This window comes from Ensifer sp. MJa1 (assembly GCF_037026475.1).
In the GTDB taxonomy this organism is placed as follows: domain Bacteria; phylum Pseudomonadota; class Alphaproteobacteria; order Rhizobiales; family Rhizobiaceae; genus Ensifer.
The window spans coordinates 16729-38907 of record NZ_JAKUMO010000032.1; the positions used below are offsets into that span (position 1 = coordinate 16729).

Consider the following 22179-nt stretch of genomic DNA (forward strand, 5'->3'; position numbering starts at 1 on the left):
CGCAACGATCTTGGCTTAATTGTCTGGAGACGAACACTATGCCGACCCGGCGACAGTTCCTTGCCAGCTTCGTCGCCACGCCAATTGCGCTGCCGAGCCTGGGCCATGCAGCCGGCTCTCCTGTGGAGCTGCCGCTTACGGCTAGTTGCGGTGATGACCACGAGCAGACACCGGCACAGACCGAAGGGCCGTACTTTACGCCGCAGAGCCCTGAAAAACAGGACTTCGCGAGCGATGCACCGGGCGGTGAAAGGCTGACGCTTGCCGGTTACGTACTAACCAAGGACTGCCAGCCGGTAGCGAAAGCGTTGATCGAGCTATGGCACGCTGATGAGAGCGGCACCTACGACAACAGCGGATACAAACTCCGCGGACATCAATTCACGGATGCAGAAGGCAAATGGTGGTTCGAGACGATCGTGCCAGGGCTCTATCCTGGTCGTACCCGGCATTACCACGTGAAAGTCCAGCGGCCCGGCGGGAACGTGCTGACGACGCAACTCTATTTTGCCAATGAGCCGGGCAATGAACGTGACCGCATATTCAACGCAGCCTTGATGCTCGATATCAGGGCGACGAGCGACGGAAAATTCGGCCGCTACGACTTCATAGTGGCGTAGCTGGCGCGTTGCGCCCACCAAGTGTTCGCCTCGTTGATCGCTGCCGCGCAGCCGTACGGCTGCATGCGGCCGCCACAGGTCCCACAGCTATTGCCAGCCAAGATCTCCAAGATCGACCCGATGGGGGGCCTGAGCTTATTCCGAAGACTACAGGCTGCCGGGTAGCAGCGCCGGGCAAGGCTAGAACCATAGGCAACATCGAGTGCTCTTTCGATCCTGCAAGCCCTGTCGTCAACAACGCCCAGCTGATCTACGGTTGCCTAAAAGTTGTGCGCACAATGAAATGTCGCATTATTAGGCAATTACTGTTGCTTAAAATGCTGCGGCGCATCATGATCGAGCCCATGACGCACCGGGACCTCACCATTCTCGTGATAGACGAGAACGCCATCCGCGCCTCGATCATCGAGGAGGGATTGCATGAGGCCGGCCATCGCAAGGTCACGGTCATCCATGAAGTCCAGGGTATGGCCCGCACCATCGAGGCGCTAAGGCCCGATGTCATCTTTATCGATATCGAAAACCCGAACCGCGACATGATGGAGCATCTGTTCCAGCTGACCCGCACTGTCGGTCGGCCGATCGCGATGTTCGTCGACCGCTCCGACACGGCCGCAATCGAGGCGGCAGTGGAGGCGGGCGTTTCGGCCTATGTGGTTGACGGGCTGAAGAAGGAGCGCGTCAAGCCGATCCTCGACATGGCCGTTAGCCGCTTCAACGCCTTCAGCCGGCTGCAGCGCGAGCTTGCCGATGCGAAATCGGCGCTGGAGGAGCGCAAGGTGATTGAACGCGCCAAGGGCATCCTGATGAAGATGCGCGGTCTCTCCGAGGACGAGGCATTCGCGCTGATGCGCCAGACGGCGATGAACGAAAAGAAAAAGATGTCGGAGATCGCCCAAAGCGTGGTGACGGCCGCAGGCCTGCTGATGTGAGAGCGCGGTTACCGATGCTGTCGGAAGGAGATACCGGAGTGACCATCATGACGACCCTCGACAATACGCGACGCGGCGCGGCAATGGGTGGCGGGCTGCCCGCACCCGTGAGGCTCGGTGGGGAAGGTGCGCGAACGATCCGCGCCGGTTTCATTCCGTTGGTCGATGCGTCGGTGCTAATCGTGGCTGCGGAACTCGGTTTTGCCCGCAAGGAGGGCCTGACGCTCGATCTCGTCAAGGATGTCACCTGGGCCAATGTGCGCGACCGTCTCGCCATTCGTCAGTTCGATATCGCTCACATGCTCTCGCCGATGCCGGTGGCCGCCATGCTCGGCCTTGGATCCAATCCTTCGCCGACGATTACCCCCTTCTCGCTCGGGCGCGGTGGCAATGCGATCACGCTTTCCAACGGACTTTTCGCTCGCATGCAGGAGGAGGTTGGTCTCGGTGGGGTGGACGATGCGCTTAGCCATGCGCGTTCGCTCGCAGCGCTGCTTCGCCGAATGCGCGAGCGCGGGGAACCGGCGCCAAGGCTCGGCGTCACCTTTCCCTTCTCCTCGCACAACTACGAAGTCCGCTATTGGCTGGCTGCCGGCGGCATCGATCCCGATCGGGATGTCAAGCTCGTTGTCGTGCCGCCGCCGCTAACCTCGGACGCGCTTGCCGCCGGCACCATCGATGGTTTCTGTGTCGGCGCCCCCTGGAACATGGTGGCCGCTGAGCGCGGCCTGGGGCGCATCGTCGCTGCCAAGCAGGATATCTGGCCATTGGCGCCGGAAAAGGTGATCGGCATGCGGCCCGAATGGGCCAAGAGCAACGCCGAAACGGTGTCGCGGCTAATCCTGGCGCTCGACCGGGCGGCGCGCTGGTGCGACGAGCCCGATAATCGCGGCACGCTGGCCGAATTGCTTGCCGCGCCGCGATACGTCGGCGCCCCGGTCGAAATCATCCGCCGGGTTCTCGCCGGAGAGTTCACCGTCGATGCGGCCGGCAACAGGCGTGTGATCGACGACTACTTCGTCTTTCACCGCGACCACGCCAACTACCCCCGTCCCGGCCAGGCGATGTGGATCTATAGCCAAATGGCGCGCTGGGGGCAGGTGCGGCTGTCGCCCGAGATGCAGGCGGTTGCGGCTTCCGCCTGTCGCCCTGACCTCTATCGTCGGGCGCTCGGCGCCGCTGCTGCCCCCGAGGACGCGGACGTCCGTATCGAGGGCGACAGGCCGGGCGAGCACTTCATGGACGGACACGTTTTCGATCCCGCTGACATTGAGACCTATGTCCGCTCTTTCCCCGTTCGCGCTTTGGCACAAAGCGTTTCCGTCGAGCAGGAGGGCTGACGATTGCGCATCAGGTTTGTGCAGAGTCCCGATGGGAATTTGTGCGTCGCACAATAATTCAGCAGATTCTACAATAGGAGAATTTTTAGGCGCCTCATCTGAGTTCGGAAATTATGGTTTTAATTCAATTGTCTAAAGGTCGTGCCAGCGAGCTGGCACGACCTTTGCTTGTCTAGAAATACCTCGGTCAACGACGATCGAGGTGAACTCAAACGCAAGATCGCGTTTGCCGAAGACACCGACGTCGCAAGGTTTTGTTTCCGAGGGTTCCTCCCGATCCCGGACGCAATCACCGAGCGGCGTTTTTTTATGTCCAACTATCCGACCAGCAGAGGATCCTGCGCATGACCAAGTTTTCGACCGGCGGTCTGACCCGTCGTAGCCTGCTGAAGACCACCGCAACCGCCGCCCTGTTCGGCGCGGTCAAGTCGGCCTTCCCATCCGGCGCGTTTGCGCAAGGTTCCGGTCCGGAAACCACCAAGGCGGTGCTCGGCTTCATCGCGCTCACGGATAGCGCACCGCTGGTCATTGCCAAGGAAAAGGGCCTCTTCGACAAATATGGCATGACCGAAGTCGAAGTCGTGAAGCAGGCGTCCTGGGGAACGACGCGTGACAATCTGGTGCTCGGCTCCGCCGGCGCCGGCATCGATGGCGCCCATATCCTGACGCCGATGCCCTACCTGATCTCGACCGGCAAGGTCACCCAGAACAACCAGCCGCTGCCGATGGCGATCCTTGCCCGCCTTAATCTCGATGCGCAGGCGATCTCGGTCGGCCAGACCTATGCCGATCTCAAGGTCGGTATCGACGCCTCGGCACTGAAAGAGGTCTTTGCCAAGAAGAAGGCCGAAGGCGCTGCCGCCAAGGTGGCGATGACCTTCCCCGGCGGCACCCACGACCTCTGGATCCGCTACTGGCTCGCCGCCGGCGGCATCGATCCGGATAGCGACGTCGAAACCATCGTCGTGCCGCCGCCGCAGATGGTCGCCAACATGAAGGTCGGCACCATGGACTGTTTCTGCGTTGGCGAGCCCTGGAATGAGCAGCTCGTAAACCAGAAGATCGGTTACACCGCGGTCAACACCGCCGAGATCTGGAACGAACATCCGGAAAAGTCCTTCGCCATGCGCGCCGACTGGGTGGAGAAGAACCCGCGCGCCGCCAAAGCGCTCACCATGGCCATCCAGGAGGCGGCGCAATGGTGCGACGACATGGCCAACAAGGACGAACTGGCGAAGATCGTCGGCAAGCGCAGCTGGTTCAATGTGCCGCCGAAGGACATCGTCGACCGCCTTAAGGGTGAATACGACTACGGCAACGGCAAGGTGGTCGAAAAGAGCCCGCACTTCATGAAGTTCTGGCGCGATCACGCCTCCTATCCGTTCCAGAGCCATGACGCCTGGTTCCTCACCGAGAACATCCGCTGGGGCAAGTTCGCACCTGATACCGACATTAAGGCGCTCGTCGCCAAGGTGAACCGTGAGGACATCTGGCGCGAGGCCGCCAAGGATCTGGGCGTGACCGATGTGCCGGCATCGACCTCGCGCGGCGTCGAAAAATTCTTCGACGGCAAGGTTTTCGATCCCGCGGATCCGCAAGGCTACCTCAAGAGCCTTTCGATCTCGCGCGTTGCCTGAGCCATTGCGGATGCTGGCCGGCCTGGCCCGCCAGCATCCGCTCTCGAATTCCAAGGAGAACGGCATGACCGTCACCAATCTCAAACTCAAGGGCCAGTCAGCGCCGGCACCTGCCGCCCGCGTGATCGCCTTTACCCGCTCGGCCAACGTTAGCAGCGGCCAGCCGCTCACTGCGAGACTCGTGGCCGCCGCCACGAACATCATGCCGCTCCTCGTCACCTTGGCGCTGATCCTTGTCGCTTGGCAGGTCGCCTGTTCGGCACCCGATTCCAGCCTGCCGTCGCCGACGCGCGTCATCGAGGAAAGCTGGGAACTGATCGCCCATCCCTTCTATGTCGGCCAGGGTGTCGACCAAGGGCTGTTCTGGCATGTGGCGGCAAGCCTTCAACGCGTGGCGCTCGGCTATGCGCTTGCAGCCGTCGTTGGCATCGCGCTCGGCGCGCTGGTCGGCCAAAGCGCGCTTGCCATGCGCGGCCTCGATCCGATCTTCCAGGTGCTGCGCACCGTGCCGCCGCTCGCCTGGCTGCCTTTGTCGCTGGCCGCGTTCCAGGACGGCAATCCTTCGGCGATCTTCGTGATCTTCATCACGGCGATCTGGCCGATCATCATCAACACCGCCGTCGGCATTCGCAACATCCCGCAGGACTACCAGAACGTCGCGAAGGTGCTGCGCCTCAATACGCTCGAGTATTTCGCCAAGATCATGCTGCCGGCAGCCGCACCCTACATCTTCACCGGCCTGCGCATCGGCATCGGTCTCTCGTGGCTGGCGATCGTCGCGGCCGAAATGCTGATCGGCGGCGTCGGCATCGGCTTCTTCATCTGGGATGCGTGGAACTCCTCGCTGATCAGCGACATCATCGTCGCGCTTCTTTATGTCGGCATCGTCGGCTTCCTGCTCGATCGCCTCATCGCCCTCGTCGGCCGCGTCGTCACCCGCGGCACTGCAACCGCTTGAGAGAGGCAAAAGCCATGACCAAGAGCTATCTTTCGCTGGAACTGATCGACAAGAGTTTTGAACGCGGTAGCGTGCGCACCGAGGTGCTGAAGCAGGTGTCGCTATCGGTCGACCGGGGCGAGTTCATCTCGATCATCGGCCATTCCGGCTGCGGCAAGTCCACCCTGCTCAACATCGTCGCCGGCCTGACGCAGGCGACGACCGGTGTCGTCCTGCTCGACGGCCGCGTTGCCGACGAGCCGGGGCCGGACCGCGCCGTCGTCTTCCAGAACCATTCGCTGCTGCCCTGGCTGACGGTCTATGAGAACGTGCGCCTCGGCGTCGACAAGGTCTTCTCGGCAATCAAGAGCAAGGCCGAACGCCACGACTGGACGATGCGCAATCTTGAGCTGGTGCAGATGGCGCATGCGGCCGAGAAGCGCCCATCCGAAATCTCCGGTGGCATGAAGCAGCGCGTCGGTATCGCCCGTGCTCTCGCCATGGAGCCGAAGGTGTTGCTGCTCGACGAGCCCTTCGGCGCGCTCGACGCGCTCACCCGGGCCCATCTGCAGGACCAGGTGATGCAGATCCATGCCGAGCTTAGCAACACCGTGCTGATGATCACCCACGACGTCGACGAGGCGGTGCTGCTTTCCGATCGCATCGTGATGATGACCAACGGGCCATCGGCCCGCATCGGTGAGATCCTCGACGTGCCGCTTTCCCGACCGCGCCATCGCATCGAGCTTGCCGGTGACCGAACCTACCTCAGATGCCGTGAAGCGGTGCTCAAGTTCCTCTACGAGCGCCATCGTTTCGTCGAAGCTGCGGAGTGATCCCATGGCTCGCCACACCGCCGAAAGGCTTGTGAGCATCGGCAATGACATGGCGCCGGGCCGCATGCTTCGAGGAGGGCCAAGATCGTCAACCAATGACTAGCAGCTACCCTTGGCGATCGAGACGGCAGACGGCTGCATTATCCCGGAACTCGCGCAGGCCCTTGGAGGAGGGATGCCGGAGCTTCTCGTCTGCCGTCCACGCTCGGTATTCGATCTCTGCTATGAGCGTCGGCTGGAGCCAAACGACATTGCGTTTGTCTGAATAGGTGACTGGCGGCTGCTTCTGTTTCCAGGGCAGCTCGGGAGTTCGACAGTGTAGGGTAAGGCTTCACAAGCATTGTGCTGTGCTTGTTTTCGATTGTGCGTCCAGGATCGCCTCGTTGAGGTCGACATCTCTGTGATCGCTTTTGACGTCCGGCAACCACAGCAGGCGCGTCGATTAAAGGCAGCTTCCCCACAAGCGACGACTTGCGTATATTAGCGCAACGCAATCTATCGGGGATTCCATATCAGCGGTGGAGGTCTTCGCCATGTCATTTGGTCAGAGCATGCTTGCGGGCGCGGCAATTTTCGCGCTCGGTTGCACTTCCGTGTGGGCGCAGCAGGTATCGGGCACACTCGGCGCTCCGGGCGCGACGACGACGATCACCGGTGAACAACTCCCGCCGCCATCGTCTGCGTTTGGCGGCGTGATCAAGGAGAAGGCGTCGGACTCGAAGCCGTGGTGGGCTCCACGGATCGTACCGCCGAAGGGGGCGCCCAATGTACTCCTCATCATGACTGACGATCAGGGATTTGGCGCGCCCAGCACCTTTGGTGGCGTCATACCAACGCCCGCCATGGACCGTATCGCCAAGGAGGGGCTTCGCTTCACGAATTTCCACTCGACGTCGCTATGTTCGCCGTCGCGTGCGGCGTTGATCACCGGACGCAACCACCATTCGGTTGGCTACGGCGTCGTCGGGGAGATCGCGACCGGGTATCCCGGTTACGATTCGATCATTCCAATCGAGAAGGGAACGGTCGGAACGATCCTCAAGGAAAATGGCTACGCCACCTCGTGGTTCGGCAAGAACCACAACACGCCATCCTATCAATCGAGCCAGGCTGGCCCCTTCAACCAGTGGCCGACGGGCATGGGCTTCGAATATTTCTATGGCTTCGTCGGTGGCGATGCTAGCCAGTGGCAGCCGAACCTGTTCCGCAACACGACTGCTATCTATCCGTTTGAAGGCAATCCCAAATGGAACCTTGAAACGGCCATGGCCGACGAGGCCATTCAGTATGTCAGGCAGCTTGAAGAGATCGCACCGGAAAAACCCTGGTTCGTCTACTATGTGCCCGGTGCCACCCATGCGCCGCACCACCCGACGCCCGAATGGATCAAGAAGATCAGCGACCTGCACCTCTTCGACGAGGGCTGGAACAAGGTTCGCGAGACGATTTTCGCCAATCAGAAGCGGCTCGGCATCATGCCCGAGAATGCGAAGCTGACCCCCTGGCCAGAAGGGCTGCCGCAATGGGACACGCTCGGCCTGGAAGAAAAGAAACTGTTCATCAGGCAGGCCGATGTCTACGCCGCCTATCTTGCCTATGCCGACAACGAGATCGGGCGGATCATCCAGGCGGTGGAGGATCTTGGAGAACTCGACAACACGCTGATCATCTACATCGGCGGCGACAACGGCGCGAGTGCCGAGGGCATGCTCAACGGGACACCAAACGAGTTCACCACATTCAACGGGGTCGACGTTCCGGTGAAGGATCAGTATCTCTGGTACCCGTTCTGGGGATCGGACCGGACTTTCCCGCATTTTGCGGCCGGTTGGGCCTGGGCGATGGATACCCCGTTCAAGTGGGTCAAGCAGGTGCCGTCACATTTCGGCGGCACGGCACAGGGCATGGTCATGTCCTGGCCCGGCCACATCAATGATGCCGGCAGCATCCGCCGGCAGTTCCACCACTTCATCGATATCGTGCCGACGATCCTCGAGGCGGCCGGCATTTCGCAACCGCAGACGATCAACGGAATCAAACAGGAGCCGATCGAAGGCGTCAGCATGGCCTACACCTGGGACAAGGCAAATGCCGAGGCGCCGACGACACACACAACGCAGTATTTCGAAATGCTCGGAAACCGGGCGATCTATCACGATGGATGGGTCGCTGCGACGACGCCCGCGACGCTGCCGTGGGAACTCAGCACGAAGACGCCACCCGACGTGATTACGGGTTACAACTGGGAACTCTACAATGTCGACGAGGATCCCACGCAGGCCACCGATCTCGCCGCCAGCATGCCAGACAAGCTCAAGGAACTGCAGGACCTCTTCTATTCGGAGGCGAAGAAGTACAACGTGCTGCCGCTCGACAACTCGACATTGGCCCGTTGGAACAGCCCCCGCCCGAACCTCACCGCCGGACGAACGAAGTTCACCTATTCCGGTGAACTGAGCGGTGTGCCGGCCAGTGCGGCACCCAGCACCTTGAACAAGTCCTACACGATCACGGCTGAGGTCGACATACCCGAGGGCGGCGCGGAAGGCATGATCGTCACGGAAGGCGGGCGGTTTGGCGGCTACGGGCTCTTCCTCAGCAAGGGTGAACTCGGCGTCGGCCGAGGCAAGGTCGTGTTCCTCTACAACCTTCTCGACCTCAAGCGCACCATGTGGGAAGGACCGGAACTCGCGCCCGGTAAACATACGATCGTTTTCGACTTCAAGTCGGACGGAAAGGGACTTGGAACGGGCGGCACGGGCGTTCTGTCGGTGGACGGCAAGGACGTCGTCAAGAACAGCATCGATCATGGCATCCCCGTCACTTTCCCGGAGGATGAGACCTTCGACGTCGGTGTCGACACCCGCACCGGCGTGGCGCTGCTGGAGTACCGCTATGACGCGCCGTTCCGTTTCACGGGCAAGATTGACAGGCTGACTTTTGAGTTGAAGCCGGGGGCCAGCGCTACACCGTGATATGTCGGCCGAATGGAGAGAACGTTTGAGGTCAACCGTAAGGACACCAAAGGGGTTTGTTCGTGGTGCGCGTGCTTGATGTCGCAGCGTTCGCGGAAATTGCGACCGGTCTCGCTCTTGTGATCCTGCCCAGCTTCGTCGGGCAGGTGTTGCTCGGGGAGGCGCTGAGCGGCGCTGCCATTCCGACGGCTCGGGTCGCGGGAATTGCCCTGATCGCCCTCGGCGTTGCCTGCTGGAGAAACTCCGGCCTTCTCGGCATGCTGATCTATAGCGTCGCAGTCGCGGTCTATCTGGCGCTCTTCGGTTTGACGGCCGGCTCTGCGGGTGTGCTTCTTTGGCCGGCGGTCGTGGTTCACGCCCTGCTGTCCGTCCTGCTCGTTCGCAATTGTATGAACGTGATGCGGGAATGAACGCTAGTGCGACGGCAATGCCCTCAGTCAACGGGAACCAAGGTTGTTTGACATGCCCCTTCAGCAGAACGTAACATTGATCCGTGTGATCGTATCAACAGCGGCTCACACCCTGTGATGCGCCCGCTGACACCGTCTCTCATCCGTGAACTCAACGCTAGACGGAGCCCACGCCACATGATGGTCGTCGGCTTGTTGGCGAGTTTGCTGGTCGCCTGTGCGGGACGACCGACGGGTGTGTTGCAACCCATTGCCGCCTCGCCAACTGCCAGCCAGGTGGAAATGCTGGTGACGACGACGCGAAGCCGGGCAGCCAAACCCGGTGAGATGTTCAGTGGCGAACGGGCTCTTGAGCCGAACTTTGCCGAGATCACCGTGTCAATTCCACCTGCAAACGTCCGCAAGGTCGGCGAAGTCGCCTGGCCACGGAAGCTCCCGCCCAATCCCGCAAAGGACTTTGCGGCGGTCAAGGCGGAGGAAGTCGATCGGCCGACGGCGGAAAGCTGGCTCAGCAATTCCGTGCGCAAGAGCCCGGACCGCAGCGTGCTTGTCTTTATCCACGGCTTCAACAACGATTTTGAGCACGCGGTTTTCCGCTTTGCGCAGATCGTTCACGATTCCGGGGCTCACAGCGCCCCGGTGCTCGCGACATGGCCCTCAAGGGGCAGTCTGCTGGCCTACGGCTATGATCGCGAAAGTACGAACTACACGCGCAACGCGGTGGAGAGGCTGTTTCAGTATCTGGCGCGCGACCCACAGGTGAAGGAAGTCTCGATCCTGGCCCACTCGATGGGCAATTGGCTTGCGCTGGAATCCCTGCGCCAGATGGCCATACGCAACGGCGGGCTGCCGGCGAAGTTCAAGAATGTCATGCTGGCCGCGCCCGATGTCGATGTGGACGTGTTTCGCTCGCAGATCACCGACATGGGCGAGGTGCGCCCGCGGTTCACACTCTTCGTCTCGCGCGACGATCGGGCCCTGGCGGTGTCGCGGCGGGTTTGGGGCAATGTTTCCCGGCTCGGAGCGATTGATCCCGAGCAGTCGCCGTACCGGGAAGAACTTGCAAAGAACGACATAGCGGTCATCGACCTCACCAAGGTCAAGGCCGGCGACAAGTTGCATCACAGCAAGTTCGCTGAGTCCCCGGAGATCGTGCGGCTCATCGGCACGCGCCTTTCGTCTGGTCAGACTCTGACCGACAGCAAGTTGGGGCTGGGCGACCATATTGTGACGGCAGCCGCCGGTGCGGCGAATACTGTCGGCACGGCAGCGGGCCTCATCGTTTCGGCTCCGGTGGCTATAGTCGACCAGAACAGCAGGCAGAACTATGCCCGTCATGTGGAGGCAGTCGTTGGCCCCTTGGACAGGACCGGCCCCGGTGCCACCGAACTCGATTGCACCAACAGAAGTCAGTCAAGAACCGGCAACTGCAGCCGGTAAGTCCAACCTGCGAAAGGAACAGTCTCTAAGCGTGATTTGCCAACCGGTCGATGCGGCAAGGCAGAGCGCAGTCGAAGGCCGAACCGTCCATGTCTGAAGCGGCCCTTCCAAATGCTCGGTCGGTCCCTCAAAGTCTTGAGGAGCTGAAACTGAGGATTGTCGAGCGCCGGATCGCATTGCCGACCTCGCCCAAGCTTGCGATGCACCGCATCTTGAGTCAGCCCGGGATTGTTGCCTTTGGGACCGTAGAATCCGTAGCTGCAGCCTGTGGTGTGTCAGGTACAACGATTGTCCGATTTTGCTCGAAGATCGGCTACAAGAACGTCAGGGAAATGCGGCGGATTTTTCAGGAACATGTCGCTGTGGCCGCGAGAGGCTGGTCCTAGAACGAAGCGGCCGTCGCCGAAGGGCTCAACGTATGCGACGTGCTGGAGGAGAAGGCCAAGCTGTTCTTCATCTTCGGTGTTCGCAAAAGCGCCCAGCTGAGTGTCGAAGCTGTCGACGGCTCGATGGAGGTGGAGATCGCCTGGACACTCCCTCTTACCATTTGTTGACTCACCCGCGGTTGAACAATAACTTGCGAAGCCGGTCGTTAGGCTCGTCCTCACATGACGGATCAATCTCTTCAGCGTCGCCTTGCCGCCATCGTCGTTGCCGATGTGGTGGGATATTCACGCCTGATGGAGGCTGATGAAGTCGCAACGCTGGCGAACCTCAGGGAACTCCGTTCTGGCGTAATCGAGCCGGTTGTGATGCGCCACAACGGTCGCATCATCAAGGTCATGGGCGACGGATTCCTAATCGAATTCGGTAGCGCGGTGGATGCGGTCGCAGCAGCGTTGGAAATGCAACGGGCCACCACTGCTGTTGAGGCTTCCGGAGACCGGCGCCTGCTTTTGCGTGTAGGCGTCAATCTGGGAGATGTCATTGACGACGGTTCAGACGTGCTTGGCGACGGCGTCAATGTCGCGGCGCGCCTCGAGACCCAAGCCGCACCGGGAGGTATCTGCATTTCGGGCAAAGTTCACGGCGAGATCGTCGGCAAGATCGGCGACCGGTTCTTTGATGCAGGCGAACGCTACCTGAAGAACCTCACTCGCCCGGTCCACGTGTGGCATTGGCCGGATGCGCTGCAAAGCACATTGCCGCTGCCCGAATGTCCCTCGATCGCTGTATTGCCGTTCACCAATATGAGTGGGGATGAAACGGACGCGCCTTTCGTCGAGGGCTTGACCGAAGACCTGATCACCGACCTTTCCCGTACGGCTGGCCTGTTCGTCATCGCGCGCAATTCCGTGCATGGCTACAAGGGCAAGCCGGTCGACGTGCGGCTGGTCGCCCAGGAACTCGGCGTCCGCTACGTGCTTGAGGGGAGCGCCAGACGCGCAAAGGGCCGTGTCCGCATCAATGCCCAATTGATCGACGCGCTTGGCGGCCAGAACTTGTGGGCCGACCGTTTTGACAGGACGGTGGAAGATGTATTCGAACTGCAGGATGAAGTTAACGCCAAGATTGTTGAAGCTCTCGTCGGCCGGCTGACCATCCCGACGCAGCGCAAGCGGCCGAAGAACTTTGAGGCGTACGATCTGTGTGTGCGCGCCCGCCTGCTGACGGAAGAGTCGCCGCAAACTGAGCGTGAGGCCTATATGCTGCTCCAGCGCGCGGTTGAGCTCGAGCCATCCTATGCCGAGGCGCTCGGTTTGCTCGCCTATAACCGTTGGCTTGCCTGGACTCATTTCGGCGAGCCCGAAGATCCTAACCGTCGGATGGCGGCGACGCTCGCGCAGAAGGCGGTCGACCTGGATCCCAACGATGCCGGCTGCCGTTACGTTCTGGGGACGATCTTGGCTTATGAGCGGCGATGGGAGGAATCGGAGGCCGCCTTCGCCAAGGCCCTGGAACTCGACCCCAACCACGCTGACACCTGGGCAGCGATGTCGGACATGTCGGTGCTCGACGGCAGGATTGCCGACGGACTAACGAAAAAGCTCTGCGGCTCAATCCCTATCCAGCCTGCTGGTATCTTTGTCATCTTGGACAAGCGCAATACGCGGCGCGTGACTATGAGGCGGCAACCGCTACACTCCGCAGGAAAGAGACGTATCGTACCAATTCACGCAAATTCCTGGCTGCTGCGCTTGCGCAGTTGGGCCGCCGTGAGGAAGCGCGGCGAGAAGCAGAACTGTTCCTGATCGCCCACCCTCATTTTACGATCGGTCATTGGCTCAGCTCCCAGCCGCTGCGCGATGCATCTGTACGGGACCACTTTGTCGACGGCTTCCGAAAGGCTGACCTGCCGGAGATGTGACATCCGGTCGAAAGCATCGGCTCCTTGCGCTTCGAAGCGAGGTCGACGTCGAGGACCTGCGTTCTCCGAGAAGATCATCGCCTTTTACGCGGTATGTTCGCGGATGGAGCGGGATGCGGCGCAAATACCATCGGCGTTCCGCACCCCGCTTGACTGATCCCGAGAGGGTTAGCGAACGTAGATCGTCAGCCCGCCGTCAGTCGCCTGTTCAGCCCCGCCGATGTTGTCCATCTCGACGTTCTGCGCCTTCAGCTTTTCAGACAAGGACGTATTCGCCTTGACCGCCTCGAGCAGCGCTGCACGTTGTTCCGGCGTGGCATGCTCGACCCACATGCGCGTTTGGTTCTGCTCCGCAAGTGTGCTTACATCGACGATATTGATCTTGTCGCCGCTGTAGCTGCTCACGGTTTTCTCGATCTCTTTGGGCCATTCCATTGCGGCACCTTGGCCGAGCACGTTCCCAGCGAAGCTCAAGGCAGAGAGGCAGGCAATCATAGAAAAAGTCGCAATGCGGTTCATTGTCATGCTCCTTCCTAGGTTTTGCGCTTGTGACCGGGCGGCAACCAAGCGCGGCGGCTCAAAGCAGTCGTCGCAACTGACATTACGCGAAACTCTACCGAACGATATTGTCCTTAGGGGAAGTCGTGTGAACGCGTCGGCCGCCGGTAGGATCGACCGGCACGAGGCTCTCCACGTTTCAATGACCGACTGAGGTAGGTCCATCTTAGATCATGGACACCAAAGCTGAAGGTACTCGAAGCGCGGTATTTGGTATTCCCGGCTGTCGAGGGAACGTCCACGACTTGATCAGTTTGTGAACGAAAATTGGATCGCTGCCTGTTGCCCTTTTGGGGAGGCAGGCTCGAACGCTTTCAATCGTCTGGCGAAACGCCCAATGCCTCGTTGACCGCGCTGATCAACTTGTCGGCCGGGAACGGCTTATGCAAATAGGCGATGCAGCCCCCTTGGATCGCCTTCGACTCGAGCGTCTGATCGTCGACGGCGGTGATGAAGATGACCTTGATCTTTGAGCCGGCGCCCTTCAGTCGGTGCCAGAGTTCGATGCCCGATATGCCGCCGAGATGGACATCAAGTACGATGCAACTGATCTCGCTCAACATGGCGCGGCCGAGAAAGGCCTCGGCCGAGACAAATCCTTCCGTCGCGAAACCATGCGCGTTCAAGAGCCGCACGACGCTCTTGCGCATGCTCGGATCGTCTTCCACGACGGCCACTTTGCGTGGGTGGCTTTCCAAGTGGATGCCTTTCTGAGGCCCATGCGGAAGGGCATGTCCAGCCCCGATCATCATGATCGTATGACCAACGTTGAAGGCTGGATATTGTCCTATGGGGAAGCGCGGCGAACGGCATCGTGCATATCTTCAGGCGGATTTGCTGTCGGGTCGAGAAGTCCCAGTCTCTCTGCGATCGACACGGCCTCGGCCAGCGAATGCACGCCAAGCTTTTCCATGACATTGTGCCGATGCGCTTTGACGGTTCGCTCGGAGGTGCCGAGATCGTAAGCGATCTGCTTATTGAGTTTGCCGCGGACCATCAGGCCGAAAACTTCGACCTCTCGTGGCGTCAGGGTCTCCAGACGGGCCTGGAGTGCATGGACGCGATCGAGTTCGGCGCGCCGTGTCTCTGAGCGAAGCAGCGCACGCTCAACGGCGTCCAGCAACGCCTCCCTCGGGGCCGGCTTCTCCAGGAAGTCTTCGGCGCCGGCCTTCATCGCCCGGACGCTCGCCGTGATGTCGCCTCGTCCGGTCAGAAACACGATCGGCAACAGTGGCGCTTTCTCAGTGAGCCGGTCCTGCAACTCGAGCCCGCTCAGACCCGGCATCTGCAGGTCGAGGAGGATGCATCCGGGGTCGGAGCCCGGCAGATGGGCCAAAAGCTCTTCGCCGGAGCTATAGGTGACGACACCAAAGCCGGATGCCTCCATCAACCGTGCCAGCGCGGTGCGATAGGACTTGTCGTCGTCGACGATATGAATGACGCGTTCCAATTGGGTCATCCTGGCTGAGCAAGCGGCAGGACAAAACGAAACACGGCGCCGCCTTCGGCGCGATTGTCCGCCCATATCTTGCCACCATAGGTTTCGATGATCGCACGGGCGATTGAAAGACCCAGCCCGGTGCCTGTCGGCTTGGTCGTGTAGAAGGCACGGAAAACGTGGTCGAGCTGGTCGCTCGGGATGCCGCGGCCTGTATCGGAGATCGACAGCTCGACCTTGGAATTCTCGATCAGCGCCGTCTGAAAGACCAACCTCCGTTCAGTGGCCGCGGCATCGACCATGGCGTCCATCGCATTGGTGGCGAGGTTGAGAATGACCTGCTGGAGATGCACCTTGTCGGCCCGCACTGGCAGCGCCCGGGTCTGGTCGCTGGAGCTGACGACGATGCTTTTTTGTCCCGCCTCGGCGTGAAGGATACAGATCGCGCTGTTGACCACCTCGTTCAGGTCGAATTCCTGCCAGTCGATCTCGCTTCGCTTCTTCAGCAGTCCCCGTAGTCGAACAATGATATCACTGGCGCGCTGGTCGTCCTCGCCGATGTCTACGAGAATCTGCCGGATAAGGTTGAGATCCGGCCGCTCTTTTCGAAGCAGGACTTCGATGGCATCGACATTGCTGCGGATCGCCCCGAGCGGCTGGTGCAGCTCGTGAGCGATCGATGCCGAGAGCGCTCCCGCCGTCGCCGACTGGTTGAGATGCACGAGCTCAAGCAGACGAAGCCGCGCTTCCTGCTCTGCGGCCCGCCGGCGATGTTGCTCGAACAGAAGCACCGTTATGATCGCCGCCTGAAGCGCAAGAGCCGCAACGAAGCCGATGATTGCTACCCGGTATGTTTCCCAGAGGCTCTTCTCCTTGAAGCTCAGGACGGTTCCGGCAGGAAGCCCGCTCTCCGGTAAACCCCAGCGCGCCAACTCTCTCGCATCGGCGACAAAGGTCTTCGGCACGTTGACGTTGGCGATCGGTTTTCCCGCGATCGCGTCAAGCGCAAGTTCAGCGACCGCTGTTCCGACCGACTCGAATGTGACGGTGTTACCGCCGACGGCGCCGTGGCCGATATAAGTGGAATACGGACCGTAGATCGGAGCGCTCGCCTTGGCGGCAATCCGTTCGAGAGCGTTGCGCGGAATGAAGTTGCGGCGGCTGCGATCGGTAAAGACGGTCAGGACAAGAATGATGCCTCCTTCCGGCACACGCGAGGCGCGGTCCGCGAATTCATCGATGGTCAAATCCTCGACGTAGGTCGTTCTAAGGCCGTTTGCGGGGCCGGCGAGACTCGTGCGCGCCGTCGCAAGCCAGGAGCGGTCGAAATCCGAGGACCCACCGATTACGACCAGATCGCGGGCATCCGGCTGGAGACCGCGCGCCATGAGAAGGGTTTTTGCGATGTCATACTCGCTGAAGGCTCCGACGACGTCGCTCGGTAGGCTCAACTTCGCGGCATCCGCGCCGCTGAAGCCGCCGAACACGATCTTCGCATCCGGGGCGATCGCATGCCGGTACCTGACGATGAAGCCTGTTGCCTCCTCACCGAGCGCAATCACTACATCCGGATGTCGGTCGGCGTATTTCTCACTGAGATGTCGCGCCATCCGGTCGATGTGAACCTTCTCGGGGAACCTGGAAAGGTCGAGAAATTCCGAGAACAGATCGACCTTCCCCGCTGTCGCCTGCTGCAGTCGATTTCTCAGGGTCTCGCCAGCAATAGTTGTTGCCGGAATCCTCTCGTCATAGGGATAGAGGATAAGGATGCGTGGCACCTGGTCCACGACCTCCGCCGACAAGGGCCCGGCCGTCACAAGGGTCAGGAACAGCAGAAGGCAAAGAAATGCGGATGCGATCCAGGTCAACGGGTTCCATGGTTTCGTTGATGCACGGACCATATTGAACGTCCTTTACGCCATTGTCCGTCTATGCGTTCGGATGTGCGATGCGGCCGGGGCGGTTGCTCGTCGGCGTTCAACTATTTCAGAATCTAGTCCCGTCCCCTGCGCCAAAACCGTGCTGCGTCCGGTTTCCACACGCATGCAATTGCTGATCGATCCAATTCGTACGCGCTGCCCCAAAGGACAATATCGCTGAGGCGCGTTCCTGACTAGGCTGGGATGCAATGAGTGGCTTTCGCGTAAGTAGAAATTGCGTGAACTCGGCGTAGTTCCATGTTCGACGACAACAGACGCGCGACGACTTCGGCGCACCTATGAATGCAAGGATAGGCATGTGGTCAGGCCACCGTGAGCCAACTTCCGGTTCGGAGAACGCGTCGCTGCACGTTCGGCGGAGAATGCAACGACTGTTGCAATCATTGGTTATGGTCCTGGTGTAGATGAAGGCGTGCCCTTCTTTTGCTTCTACGCCCAACCGCGTTGACCGCCTGGCCGCGCCGCCATGCAAGACCGGGCGCATTCCGAACCGCAGCGGCATGACCACAATTGCCTTCCAGGGCCAAGGCCAAAGGGGCGCAGGCTGCCGGCCCATTTCGGGCAGCCAGTGAGGAATCCAGACCATGAGCAAGATGAAAAACATCTGGTTCGGTCTGCTGGCTTCCACTTTTGTTGCGTCAGCAACAACTATGCCGGCAGCCGCGCAAGATCAGCAAAAGCCCAACATTGTCGTCATCATGGGCGATGATGTTGGTTGGTTCAACATTGGCGCCTATCACCGGGGTATCATGTCCGGGAAGACGCCAAACCTCGACAAGCTTGCCGCCGAGGGCATGCTATTCACCGACTACTACGCGGAAGCAAGCTGCACCGCGGGTCGAGCAAGCTTCATCACAGGTGAGATCCCATTGCGCACCGGCTTGACGACCGTCGGTCAAGCGGGGGCAGACGTCGGCATGCCGGACAAGGCGGCAACCCTGGCCACCGTCCTCAAGGCCCAGGGATACGCCACCGGCCAGTTCGGCAAGAACCATCTTGGAGATTTGAACAAGTACCTGCCGACGCTGCATGGCTTCGATGAGTTCTTCGGCTATCTCTATCACCTTGATGCGATGTCAGACCCCTATTGGTATTCGTTCCCGAATGACCAATCTTACCGGGACAAAGTGGGGCCACGCAATTTGGTCCACAGCTTTGCAACGGACACGGACGACACGACCGAACAGCCGCGTTGGGGCAAGATCGGCAAGCAGAGGATCGTGGACGAGGGCCCACTGGCGCCGTATCCCGACATGTCCAACGTGCCGAACATGCATGACATAATACCCAAGGCCAAGTACGATATGGGCACGTTCGACGAAGTGCTGGTCAAGGCTTCGTGCGACTTCATGGACAAAGCCAAGACCGACGGCAAGCCGTTTTTCGTCTGGCACAACACGACGCGCATGCACGTCTGGACTTTTCTGTCGCCCAAATACCAAGCCCTCATGAACAGCGACACAAACTACGGCCTTGAAGAAGCCGGAGTGGCACAGCTTGATGACAGCGTTGGCGCTCTCGTGAAATGCGTGGAAGACGCGGGTGAGACCGACAACACCATCGTTATTTTCACGACCGACAATGGGGCGGAAGTTTTTACTTGGCCCGACGGTGGCATGACCCCGTTCAAGGGCACCAAGGGTACCGTAATGGAAGGTGGCTTCCGCGCACCGGCCATCATTCGCTGGCCCGGCAAGGTCAAGCAGGGTACGGTCGAGAACGGCATATTTTCCGCCCTGGATTGGTTCCCCACATTGGCGGCTGCAGCCGGCAACACCGAAATCACGGAGCAGTTGCTCAAGGGTGTGAAGCTGGGCGACAGAACCTACAAGAATCACCTTGATGGCTACAATCAATTGGGCCTGCTGGAGGGAAAATCCCCATCTGCACGGCATGAATTCTTCTACTTCGGCGGCCCTTCTCTAGGGGCGGTTCGCATCGATAACTTCAAGTTCCAGTTCTTCCAACAGCCGCAGGGCTGGCCCGGTGGGAAGGTAACAACTGACATGCCCACCATGGTGAATATCCGCCAGGACCCATTCGAGCGGACACCGTCGATTGGTCAGCAAAGCCTCAATGACCTGGGCGGGGGCTATATGAATGACTTCTTCGCTCGCGAGTTCTGGCGCTTCGTCAGCGTCCAGCAGGAGGTTGCGAAACTGGCGCTCACGGCGATCGACTATCCGCCGATGCAAGACCCGGCTTCGTTCAATCTTGATGCCGTCAAGCGGCAGATCGACGCCGCAATTAGGAACAAGCCTGGTAACTAGAAGGCAGGCTCAACACGACGGGCGGTTTTCCAGGGCCGCCCGTCTGGCTCCGAGGCACAGTTCAGCGCAGGTCTTAAGGGACGGTCCAGGAACCGGGACACCTAACCCATGGAGGGTTCGTCATGTCTGTGGCGCATAACTTCATCAGACTGGCCGGTGGTATCGTGCTTGGCCTGACAACGTTGTTGGTTAATGCTTCGGCGCAGACCCAGACCGACCCGCTGCCGTCGTGGAACGATAACGCCCCGAAGGCGGCCATCGTCGCCTTCGTCGAGAAGGTGAGCAAGGAAAACTCGCCCGACTTCATTCCGGAGCCAGAGCGCATCGCTGTCTTTGACAATGACGGCACGCTATGGGTCGAACATCCGATGTACGTCCAACCCGCTTTCGCGCTCGACCGCGTGAAAGCGGAGGCCGCAGCCCATCCGGAATGGAAGGACACACAACCGTTCAAGGCGGTCCTGGAGGGCGACATGAAGGCGCTTGCGGCAGCCGGCGAAAAGGGGCTGGTGGAGCTCATCATGGAGACCCATTCGGACATGACCAGCGACGCGTTCCAGAAGGTCGTTTCCGAGTGGCTCGCCACCGCGCGGGACCCGCGCTTCAAGCGCCCCTATACCGCTCTCGTCTACCAGCCGATGCTCGAACTGCTCGCCTATCTGCGCGCGAGCGGTTTCAAGACCTTCATCGTATCGGGTGGCGGCATCGAGTTCATGCGCCCCTGGGTCGAACAGGTTTACGGCGTGCCGCCCGAGCAGGTCGTCGGCTCGTCGATCAAGACGCAGTTTGAGATGCGTGACGGCGTGCCGACCCTGTTTCGCCTGCTGCAAACCAACTTCATCGATGACAAGAGCGGCAAGCCGGTTGGCATCAACGAGCACATCGGCCGCCGCCCGATTGCCGCCTTCGGCAACTCTGACGGCGACCTGGAAATGCTGCAATGGACGACGATCGGCGGAACAACGCCCCGTTTCGGCCTGATCGTTCATCACACCGATGCAGATCGCGAATACGCCTATGACCGGGACGCCGAATTCGGCCGTCTCGACAAGGCGCTGGATGCCGCCGCGATAAACCAATGGACCGTGGTCGACATGAAGGCCGATTGGAAACAGATTCTTCCGGAGAAGTAGAACTGCGTTTTACGCCGGCGACGCGCCACGCGCTCAGTCATGCATCTGCAACAAGAATGGATAGGCGGCCTTGCCACTTGTTCCCAGCTAGGGGGACATCCACATGGGCATCAATCATATCGCCGGCTTGATCGCCGTTGTCGAAGGCATGGCACTGGCGACAACTGCTGCAATCGCACAGGTCTCCTATTGGGCGTCGGCGAGCCAGCGTCGATCGAGCAGAACCGAAATGGCGGCATGGACCGTAACCGCCGGCCACAGCAGCATCAATTCCTTCCGCCGATCCGAGATAGGCAAGATATAGCGCGACTGCCGTGCTGCAGATCAACATGCCAAGCAAAGGCGCTCTCCGCCAGCAGGCGATTGCCAGGGCAACCAGGGCGATGCCAGCGACACGGGCGACGGCTGCAGCGATCCCGTCCAGCGCCCCGCCGAGCAGCAACTCCCCGACAAGCGACGAGGCCACCAGCAGAGCAGCGCCTGTCGCTGCCTCCGCCGCCGCAGCGATATCAGGTGCGCCACTCTCTCTGGTCCGTTGACCACTCGGGCAGGTTTAGGTCCTGCTAGCTAGCACGGTGGAAGCGGATAGTAGCCGCATGCCGGATGTACATAAGGATGATAATAGGTGGCCGCTGCGCCATACCAGGCTCCCCTGTATGCCGTTCGGCGCGCCGCACCGGCGAAAGAGGCGGGCGTTCGCGGCATTCCGATTATGTCTATGAATATGGAGGCCGGGCCGTCCGCCTTGCTAAGACTGCCCTCGAGCACGTCCACCTTGAAGGTCAAATCGGTTCCCTCGAGCTTCGGTTCCTTCAGGACTACGACAGCGTCCTCGACGTCGGCGGCGTCCTTGTTGAGAACGGACACCGTGGCGTTCGGTGGATCGTTCACGAATCCGCCTCCTGGCGACCATTCCTCCAGCAGGTGAGCGGTAAGCGCATGCCCGGCCGAACGAACCGGGCGGTCGGCAAACAGGATTGAGTTGTTGGAGATTCCCGTCAAAGTGAGCGTGTCACCACTCAGCTTCGCACCCGCCGAATTCATGACTATCAACGAGGGCACGAGCTGGCTCTTCTGTGTGCTGGTGGTGCCAATACTCTTCGCGGCCGGCTCTTTAATGGCATTTTGTGCCGGCGAGACGGACGGCGCGAGTATCGCGATCGACGCAGAAGCCGCGGCGGCGCAAGTGATAAGCTTCAACCTCATTTTCAGCTCCTAATTGGGTTCGAAAGTTAGCTTGTCGATTTTGCCCGTGAAGCGGAAGGTGCGTCGTAGCGGTATTCCAGCAAGGCGACGCGCGTGCGTAGAACAACGAAGCGCTACGCAAGTTAGGGTTTTCTAACTTACATGTATTGTTGTGTGCTGGAAAGGTAGCCTCCGGGAGAATGTTGCGGACACTCCTTCA

The 22179-nt window shown here is 60.4% G+C and carries 18 protein-coding genes and 2 pseudogenes; 14 read left to right on the forward strand and 6 right to left on the reverse strand.

What is annotated here, in order from left to right:
- The first annotated feature begins 38 nt into the window (after window positions 1-38).
- From MKZ91_RS28570 to MKZ91_RS28595, 6 genes are all read left to right on the forward strand, one after another.
- Window positions 39-620, forward strand: coding sequence for a dioxygenase family protein (locus MKZ91_RS28570; protein ID WP_336174423.1), 582 nt, complete (start codon window positions 39-41; stop codon window positions 618-620).
- 344 nt (window positions 621-964) lie between these two features.
- Window positions 965-1552: an ANTAR domain-containing response regulator gene (locus tag MKZ91_RS28575; RefSeq protein WP_336174424.1), complete on the forward strand. Its 588-nt coding sequence runs from the start codon at window positions 965-967 to the stop codon at window positions 1550-1552.
- A 47-nt stretch (window positions 1553-1599) separates the two neighbouring features.
- The gene (locus MKZ91_RS28580; RefSeq protein ID WP_336174461.1) at window positions 1600-2892 is read left to right on the forward strand and encodes a CmpA/NrtA family ABC transporter substrate-binding protein; all 1293 of its coding nucleotides are present in this window, start codon (window positions 1600-1602) and stop codon (window positions 2890-2892) included.
- Between the two features lie 344 nt (window positions 2893-3236).
- On the forward strand, window positions 3237-4529 hold the full coding sequence (locus tag MKZ91_RS28585) for a CmpA/NrtA family ABC transporter substrate-binding protein (protein WP_336174425.1): 1293 nt from the start codon (window positions 3237-3239) through the stop codon (window positions 4527-4529).
- Window positions 4530-4593: 64 nt separating this feature from the next.
- Window positions 4594-5487: a nitrate ABC transporter permease gene (gene ntrB, locus MKZ91_RS28590; RefSeq protein ID WP_336174426.1), complete on the forward strand. Its 894-nt coding sequence runs from the start codon at window positions 4594-4596 to the stop codon at window positions 5485-5487.
- 14 nt (window positions 5488-5501) lie between these two features.
- The gene (locus MKZ91_RS28595) at window positions 5502-6302 is read left to right on the forward strand and encodes an ABC transporter ATP-binding protein (protein ID WP_336174427.1); all 801 of its coding nucleotides are present in this window, start codon (window positions 5502-5504) and stop codon (window positions 6300-6302) included.
- A 106-nt stretch (window positions 6303-6408) separates the two neighbouring features.
- Here the strand turns inward: MKZ91_RS28595 and MKZ91_RS28600 are convergent.
- A pseudogene (locus MKZ91_RS28600) lies at window positions 6409-6603 on the reverse strand (ATP dependent DNA ligase); the annotation flags it as partial.
- Between the two features lie 232 nt (window positions 6604-6835).
- On the opposite strand from MKZ91_RS28600, the gene MKZ91_RS28605 reads away from it, so the two are divergent.
- The 5 genes and pseudogenes from MKZ91_RS28605 to MKZ91_RS28620 all read left to right on the forward strand — a co-directional run bounded on the left by MKZ91_RS28605 (window position 6836) and on the right by MKZ91_RS28620 (window position 13435).
- Window positions 6836-9277 (forward strand): arylsulfatase, encoded by a 2442-nt coding sequence (locus tag MKZ91_RS28605; RefSeq protein ID WP_336174428.1) that lies wholly within the window; start codon window positions 6836-6838, stop codon window positions 9275-9277.
- A gap of 62 nt (window positions 9278-9339) precedes the next feature.
- Entirely contained in the window at window positions 9340-9687 is a 348-nt protein-coding gene (locus MKZ91_RS28610; protein WP_336174429.1) for a hypothetical protein, read from the forward strand.
- Between the two features lie 177 nt (window positions 9688-9864).
- Complete coding sequence (locus MKZ91_RS28615) at window positions 9865-11127, forward strand: alpha/beta hydrolase (RefSeq protein WP_442892361.1); 1263 nt, start codon at window positions 9865-9867, stop codon at window positions 11125-11127.
- Window positions 11128-11216: 89 nt separating this feature from the next.
- Window positions 11217-11513 (forward strand): hypothetical protein, encoded by a 297-nt coding sequence (locus tag MKZ91_RS31690; protein WP_442892362.1) that lies wholly within the window; start codon window positions 11217-11219, stop codon window positions 11511-11513.
- Window positions 11514-11735: 222 nt separating this feature from the next.
- Window positions 11736-13435, forward strand: a pseudogene (locus tag MKZ91_RS28620) (adenylate/guanylate cyclase domain-containing protein).
- A 168-nt stretch (window positions 13436-13603) separates the two neighbouring features.
- Here MKZ91_RS28620 and MKZ91_RS28625 read toward each other — a convergent pair.
- From MKZ91_RS28625 to MKZ91_RS28640, 4 genes are all read right to left on the reverse strand, one after another.
- Window positions 13604-13954, reverse strand: coding sequence for a hypothetical protein (locus tag MKZ91_RS28625; protein ID WP_336174430.1), 351 nt, complete (start codon window positions 13952-13954; stop codon window positions 13604-13606).
- 353 nt (window positions 13955-14307) lie between these two features.
- Window positions 14308-14742 carry a response regulator transcription factor gene (locus tag MKZ91_RS28630; protein ID WP_336174463.1) on the reverse strand — a complete coding sequence of 145 codons (435 nt, stop codon included), beginning with the start codon at window positions 14740-14742 and terminating at the stop codon, window positions 14308-14310.
- Between the two features lie 38 nt (window positions 14743-14780).
- Window positions 14781-15452 (reverse strand): response regulator transcription factor, encoded by a 672-nt coding sequence (locus MKZ91_RS28635; RefSeq protein WP_336174431.1) that lies wholly within the window; start codon window positions 15450-15452, stop codon window positions 14781-14783.
- Window positions 15449-17332 carry a sensor histidine kinase gene (locus MKZ91_RS28640; RefSeq protein ID WP_336174432.1) on the reverse strand — a complete coding sequence of 628 codons (1884 nt, stop codon included), beginning with the start codon at window positions 17330-17332 and terminating at the stop codon, window positions 15449-15451. Before MKZ91_RS28640 ends, MKZ91_RS28635 begins: the two co-directional genes overlap by 4 nt.
- Window positions 17333-17955: 623 nt before the next feature.
- Between MKZ91_RS28640 and MKZ91_RS28645 the strand changes: the two genes are divergently transcribed.
- From MKZ91_RS28645 to MKZ91_RS28655, 3 genes are all read left to right on the forward strand, one after another.
- Window positions 17956-19641 carry an arylsulfatase gene (locus tag MKZ91_RS28645; RefSeq protein WP_336174433.1) on the forward strand — a complete coding sequence of 562 codons (1686 nt, stop codon included), beginning with the start codon at window positions 17956-17958 and terminating at the stop codon, window positions 19639-19641.
- A gap of 122 nt (window positions 19642-19763) precedes the next feature.
- A complete protein-coding gene (locus MKZ91_RS28650) occupies window positions 19764-20774 on the forward strand; it encodes an HAD family hydrolase (protein ID WP_336174434.1) in 1011 nt (336 codons plus the stop codon).
- A gap of 103 nt (window positions 20775-20877) precedes the next feature.
- Window positions 20878-21078, forward strand: coding sequence for a hypothetical protein (locus MKZ91_RS28655; protein WP_336174435.1), 201 nt, complete (start codon window positions 20878-20880; stop codon window positions 21076-21078).
- Window positions 21079-21341: 263 nt separating this feature from the next.
- Here MKZ91_RS28655 and MKZ91_RS28660 read toward each other — a convergent pair whose 3' ends face one another.
- Entirely contained in the window at window positions 21342-21980 is a 639-nt protein-coding gene (locus tag MKZ91_RS28660; RefSeq protein ID WP_336174436.1) for a hypothetical protein, read from the reverse strand.
- Between the last annotated feature and the right edge of the window lie 199 nt (window positions 21981-22179).

What these genes read in the sequence shown, in the direction of transcription:
- MKZ91_RS28580 (WP_336174461.1), top strand. Translation starts at nt 1,600, where the DNA reads ATGACGACCCTCGACAATACGCGACGCGGCGCGGCAATGGGTGGCGGG.
- MKZ91_RS28625 (WP_336174430.1), bottom strand. Translation starts at nt 13,954, where the DNA reads ATGAACCGCATTGCGACTTTTTCTATGATTGCCTGCCTCTCTGCCTTG.
- MKZ91_RS28615 (WP_442892361.1), top strand. Translation starts at nt 9,865, where the DNA reads ATGATGGTCGTCGGCTTGTTGGCGAGTTTGCTGGTCGCCTGTGCGGGA.
- MKZ91_RS31690 (WP_442892362.1), top strand. Translation starts at nt 11,217, where the DNA reads ATGTCTGAAGCGGCCCTTCCAAATGCTCGGTCGGTCCCTCAAAGTCTT.
- MKZ91_RS28605 (WP_336174428.1), top strand. Translation starts at nt 6,836, where the DNA reads ATGTCATTTGGTCAGAGCATGCTTGCGGGCGCGGCAATTTTCGCGCTC.
- MKZ91_RS28575 (WP_336174424.1), top strand. Translation starts at nt 965, where the DNA reads ATGACGCACCGGGACCTCACCATTCTCGTGATAGACGAGAACGCCATC.
- MKZ91_RS28640 (WP_336174432.1), bottom strand. Translation starts at nt 17,332, where the DNA reads ATGGTCCGTGCATCAACGAAACCATGGAACCCGTTGACCTGGATCGCA.
- MKZ91_RS28645 (WP_336174433.1), top strand. Translation starts at nt 17,956, where the DNA reads ATGAGCAAGATGAAAAACATCTGGTTCGGTCTGCTGGCTTCCACTTTT.
- ntrB (WP_336174426.1), top strand. Translation starts at nt 4,594, where the DNA reads ATGACCGTCACCAATCTCAAACTCAAGGGCCAGTCAGCGCCGGCACCT.
- MKZ91_RS28585 (WP_336174425.1), top strand. Translation starts at nt 3,237, where the DNA reads ATGACCAAGTTTTCGACCGGCGGTCTGACCCGTCGTAGCCTGCTGAAG.
- MKZ91_RS28595 (WP_336174427.1), top strand. Translation starts at nt 5,502, where the DNA reads ATGACCAAGAGCTATCTTTCGCTGGAACTGATCGACAAGAGTTTTGAA.
- MKZ91_RS28655 (WP_336174435.1), top strand. Translation starts at nt 20,878, where the DNA reads ATGGGCATCAATCATATCGCCGGCTTGATCGCCGTTGTCGAAGGCATG.
- MKZ91_RS28630 (WP_336174463.1), bottom strand. Translation starts at nt 14,742, where the DNA reads ATGATCGGGGCTGGACATGCCCTTCCGCATGGGCCTCAGAAAGGCATC.
- MKZ91_RS28660 (WP_336174436.1), bottom strand. Translation starts at nt 21,980, where the DNA reads ATGAGGTTGAAGCTTATCACTTGCGCCGCCGCGGCTTCTGCGTCGATC.
- MKZ91_RS28650 (WP_336174434.1), top strand. Translation starts at nt 19,764, where the DNA reads ATGTCTGTGGCGCATAACTTCATCAGACTGGCCGGTGGTATCGTGCTT.
- MKZ91_RS28635 (WP_336174431.1), bottom strand. Translation starts at nt 15,452, where the DNA reads ATGACCCAATTGGAACGCGTCATTCATATCGTCGACGACGACAAGTCC.
- MKZ91_RS28570 (WP_336174423.1), top strand. Translation starts at nt 39, where the DNA reads ATGCCGACCCGGCGACAGTTCCTTGCCAGCTTCGTCGCCACGCCAATT.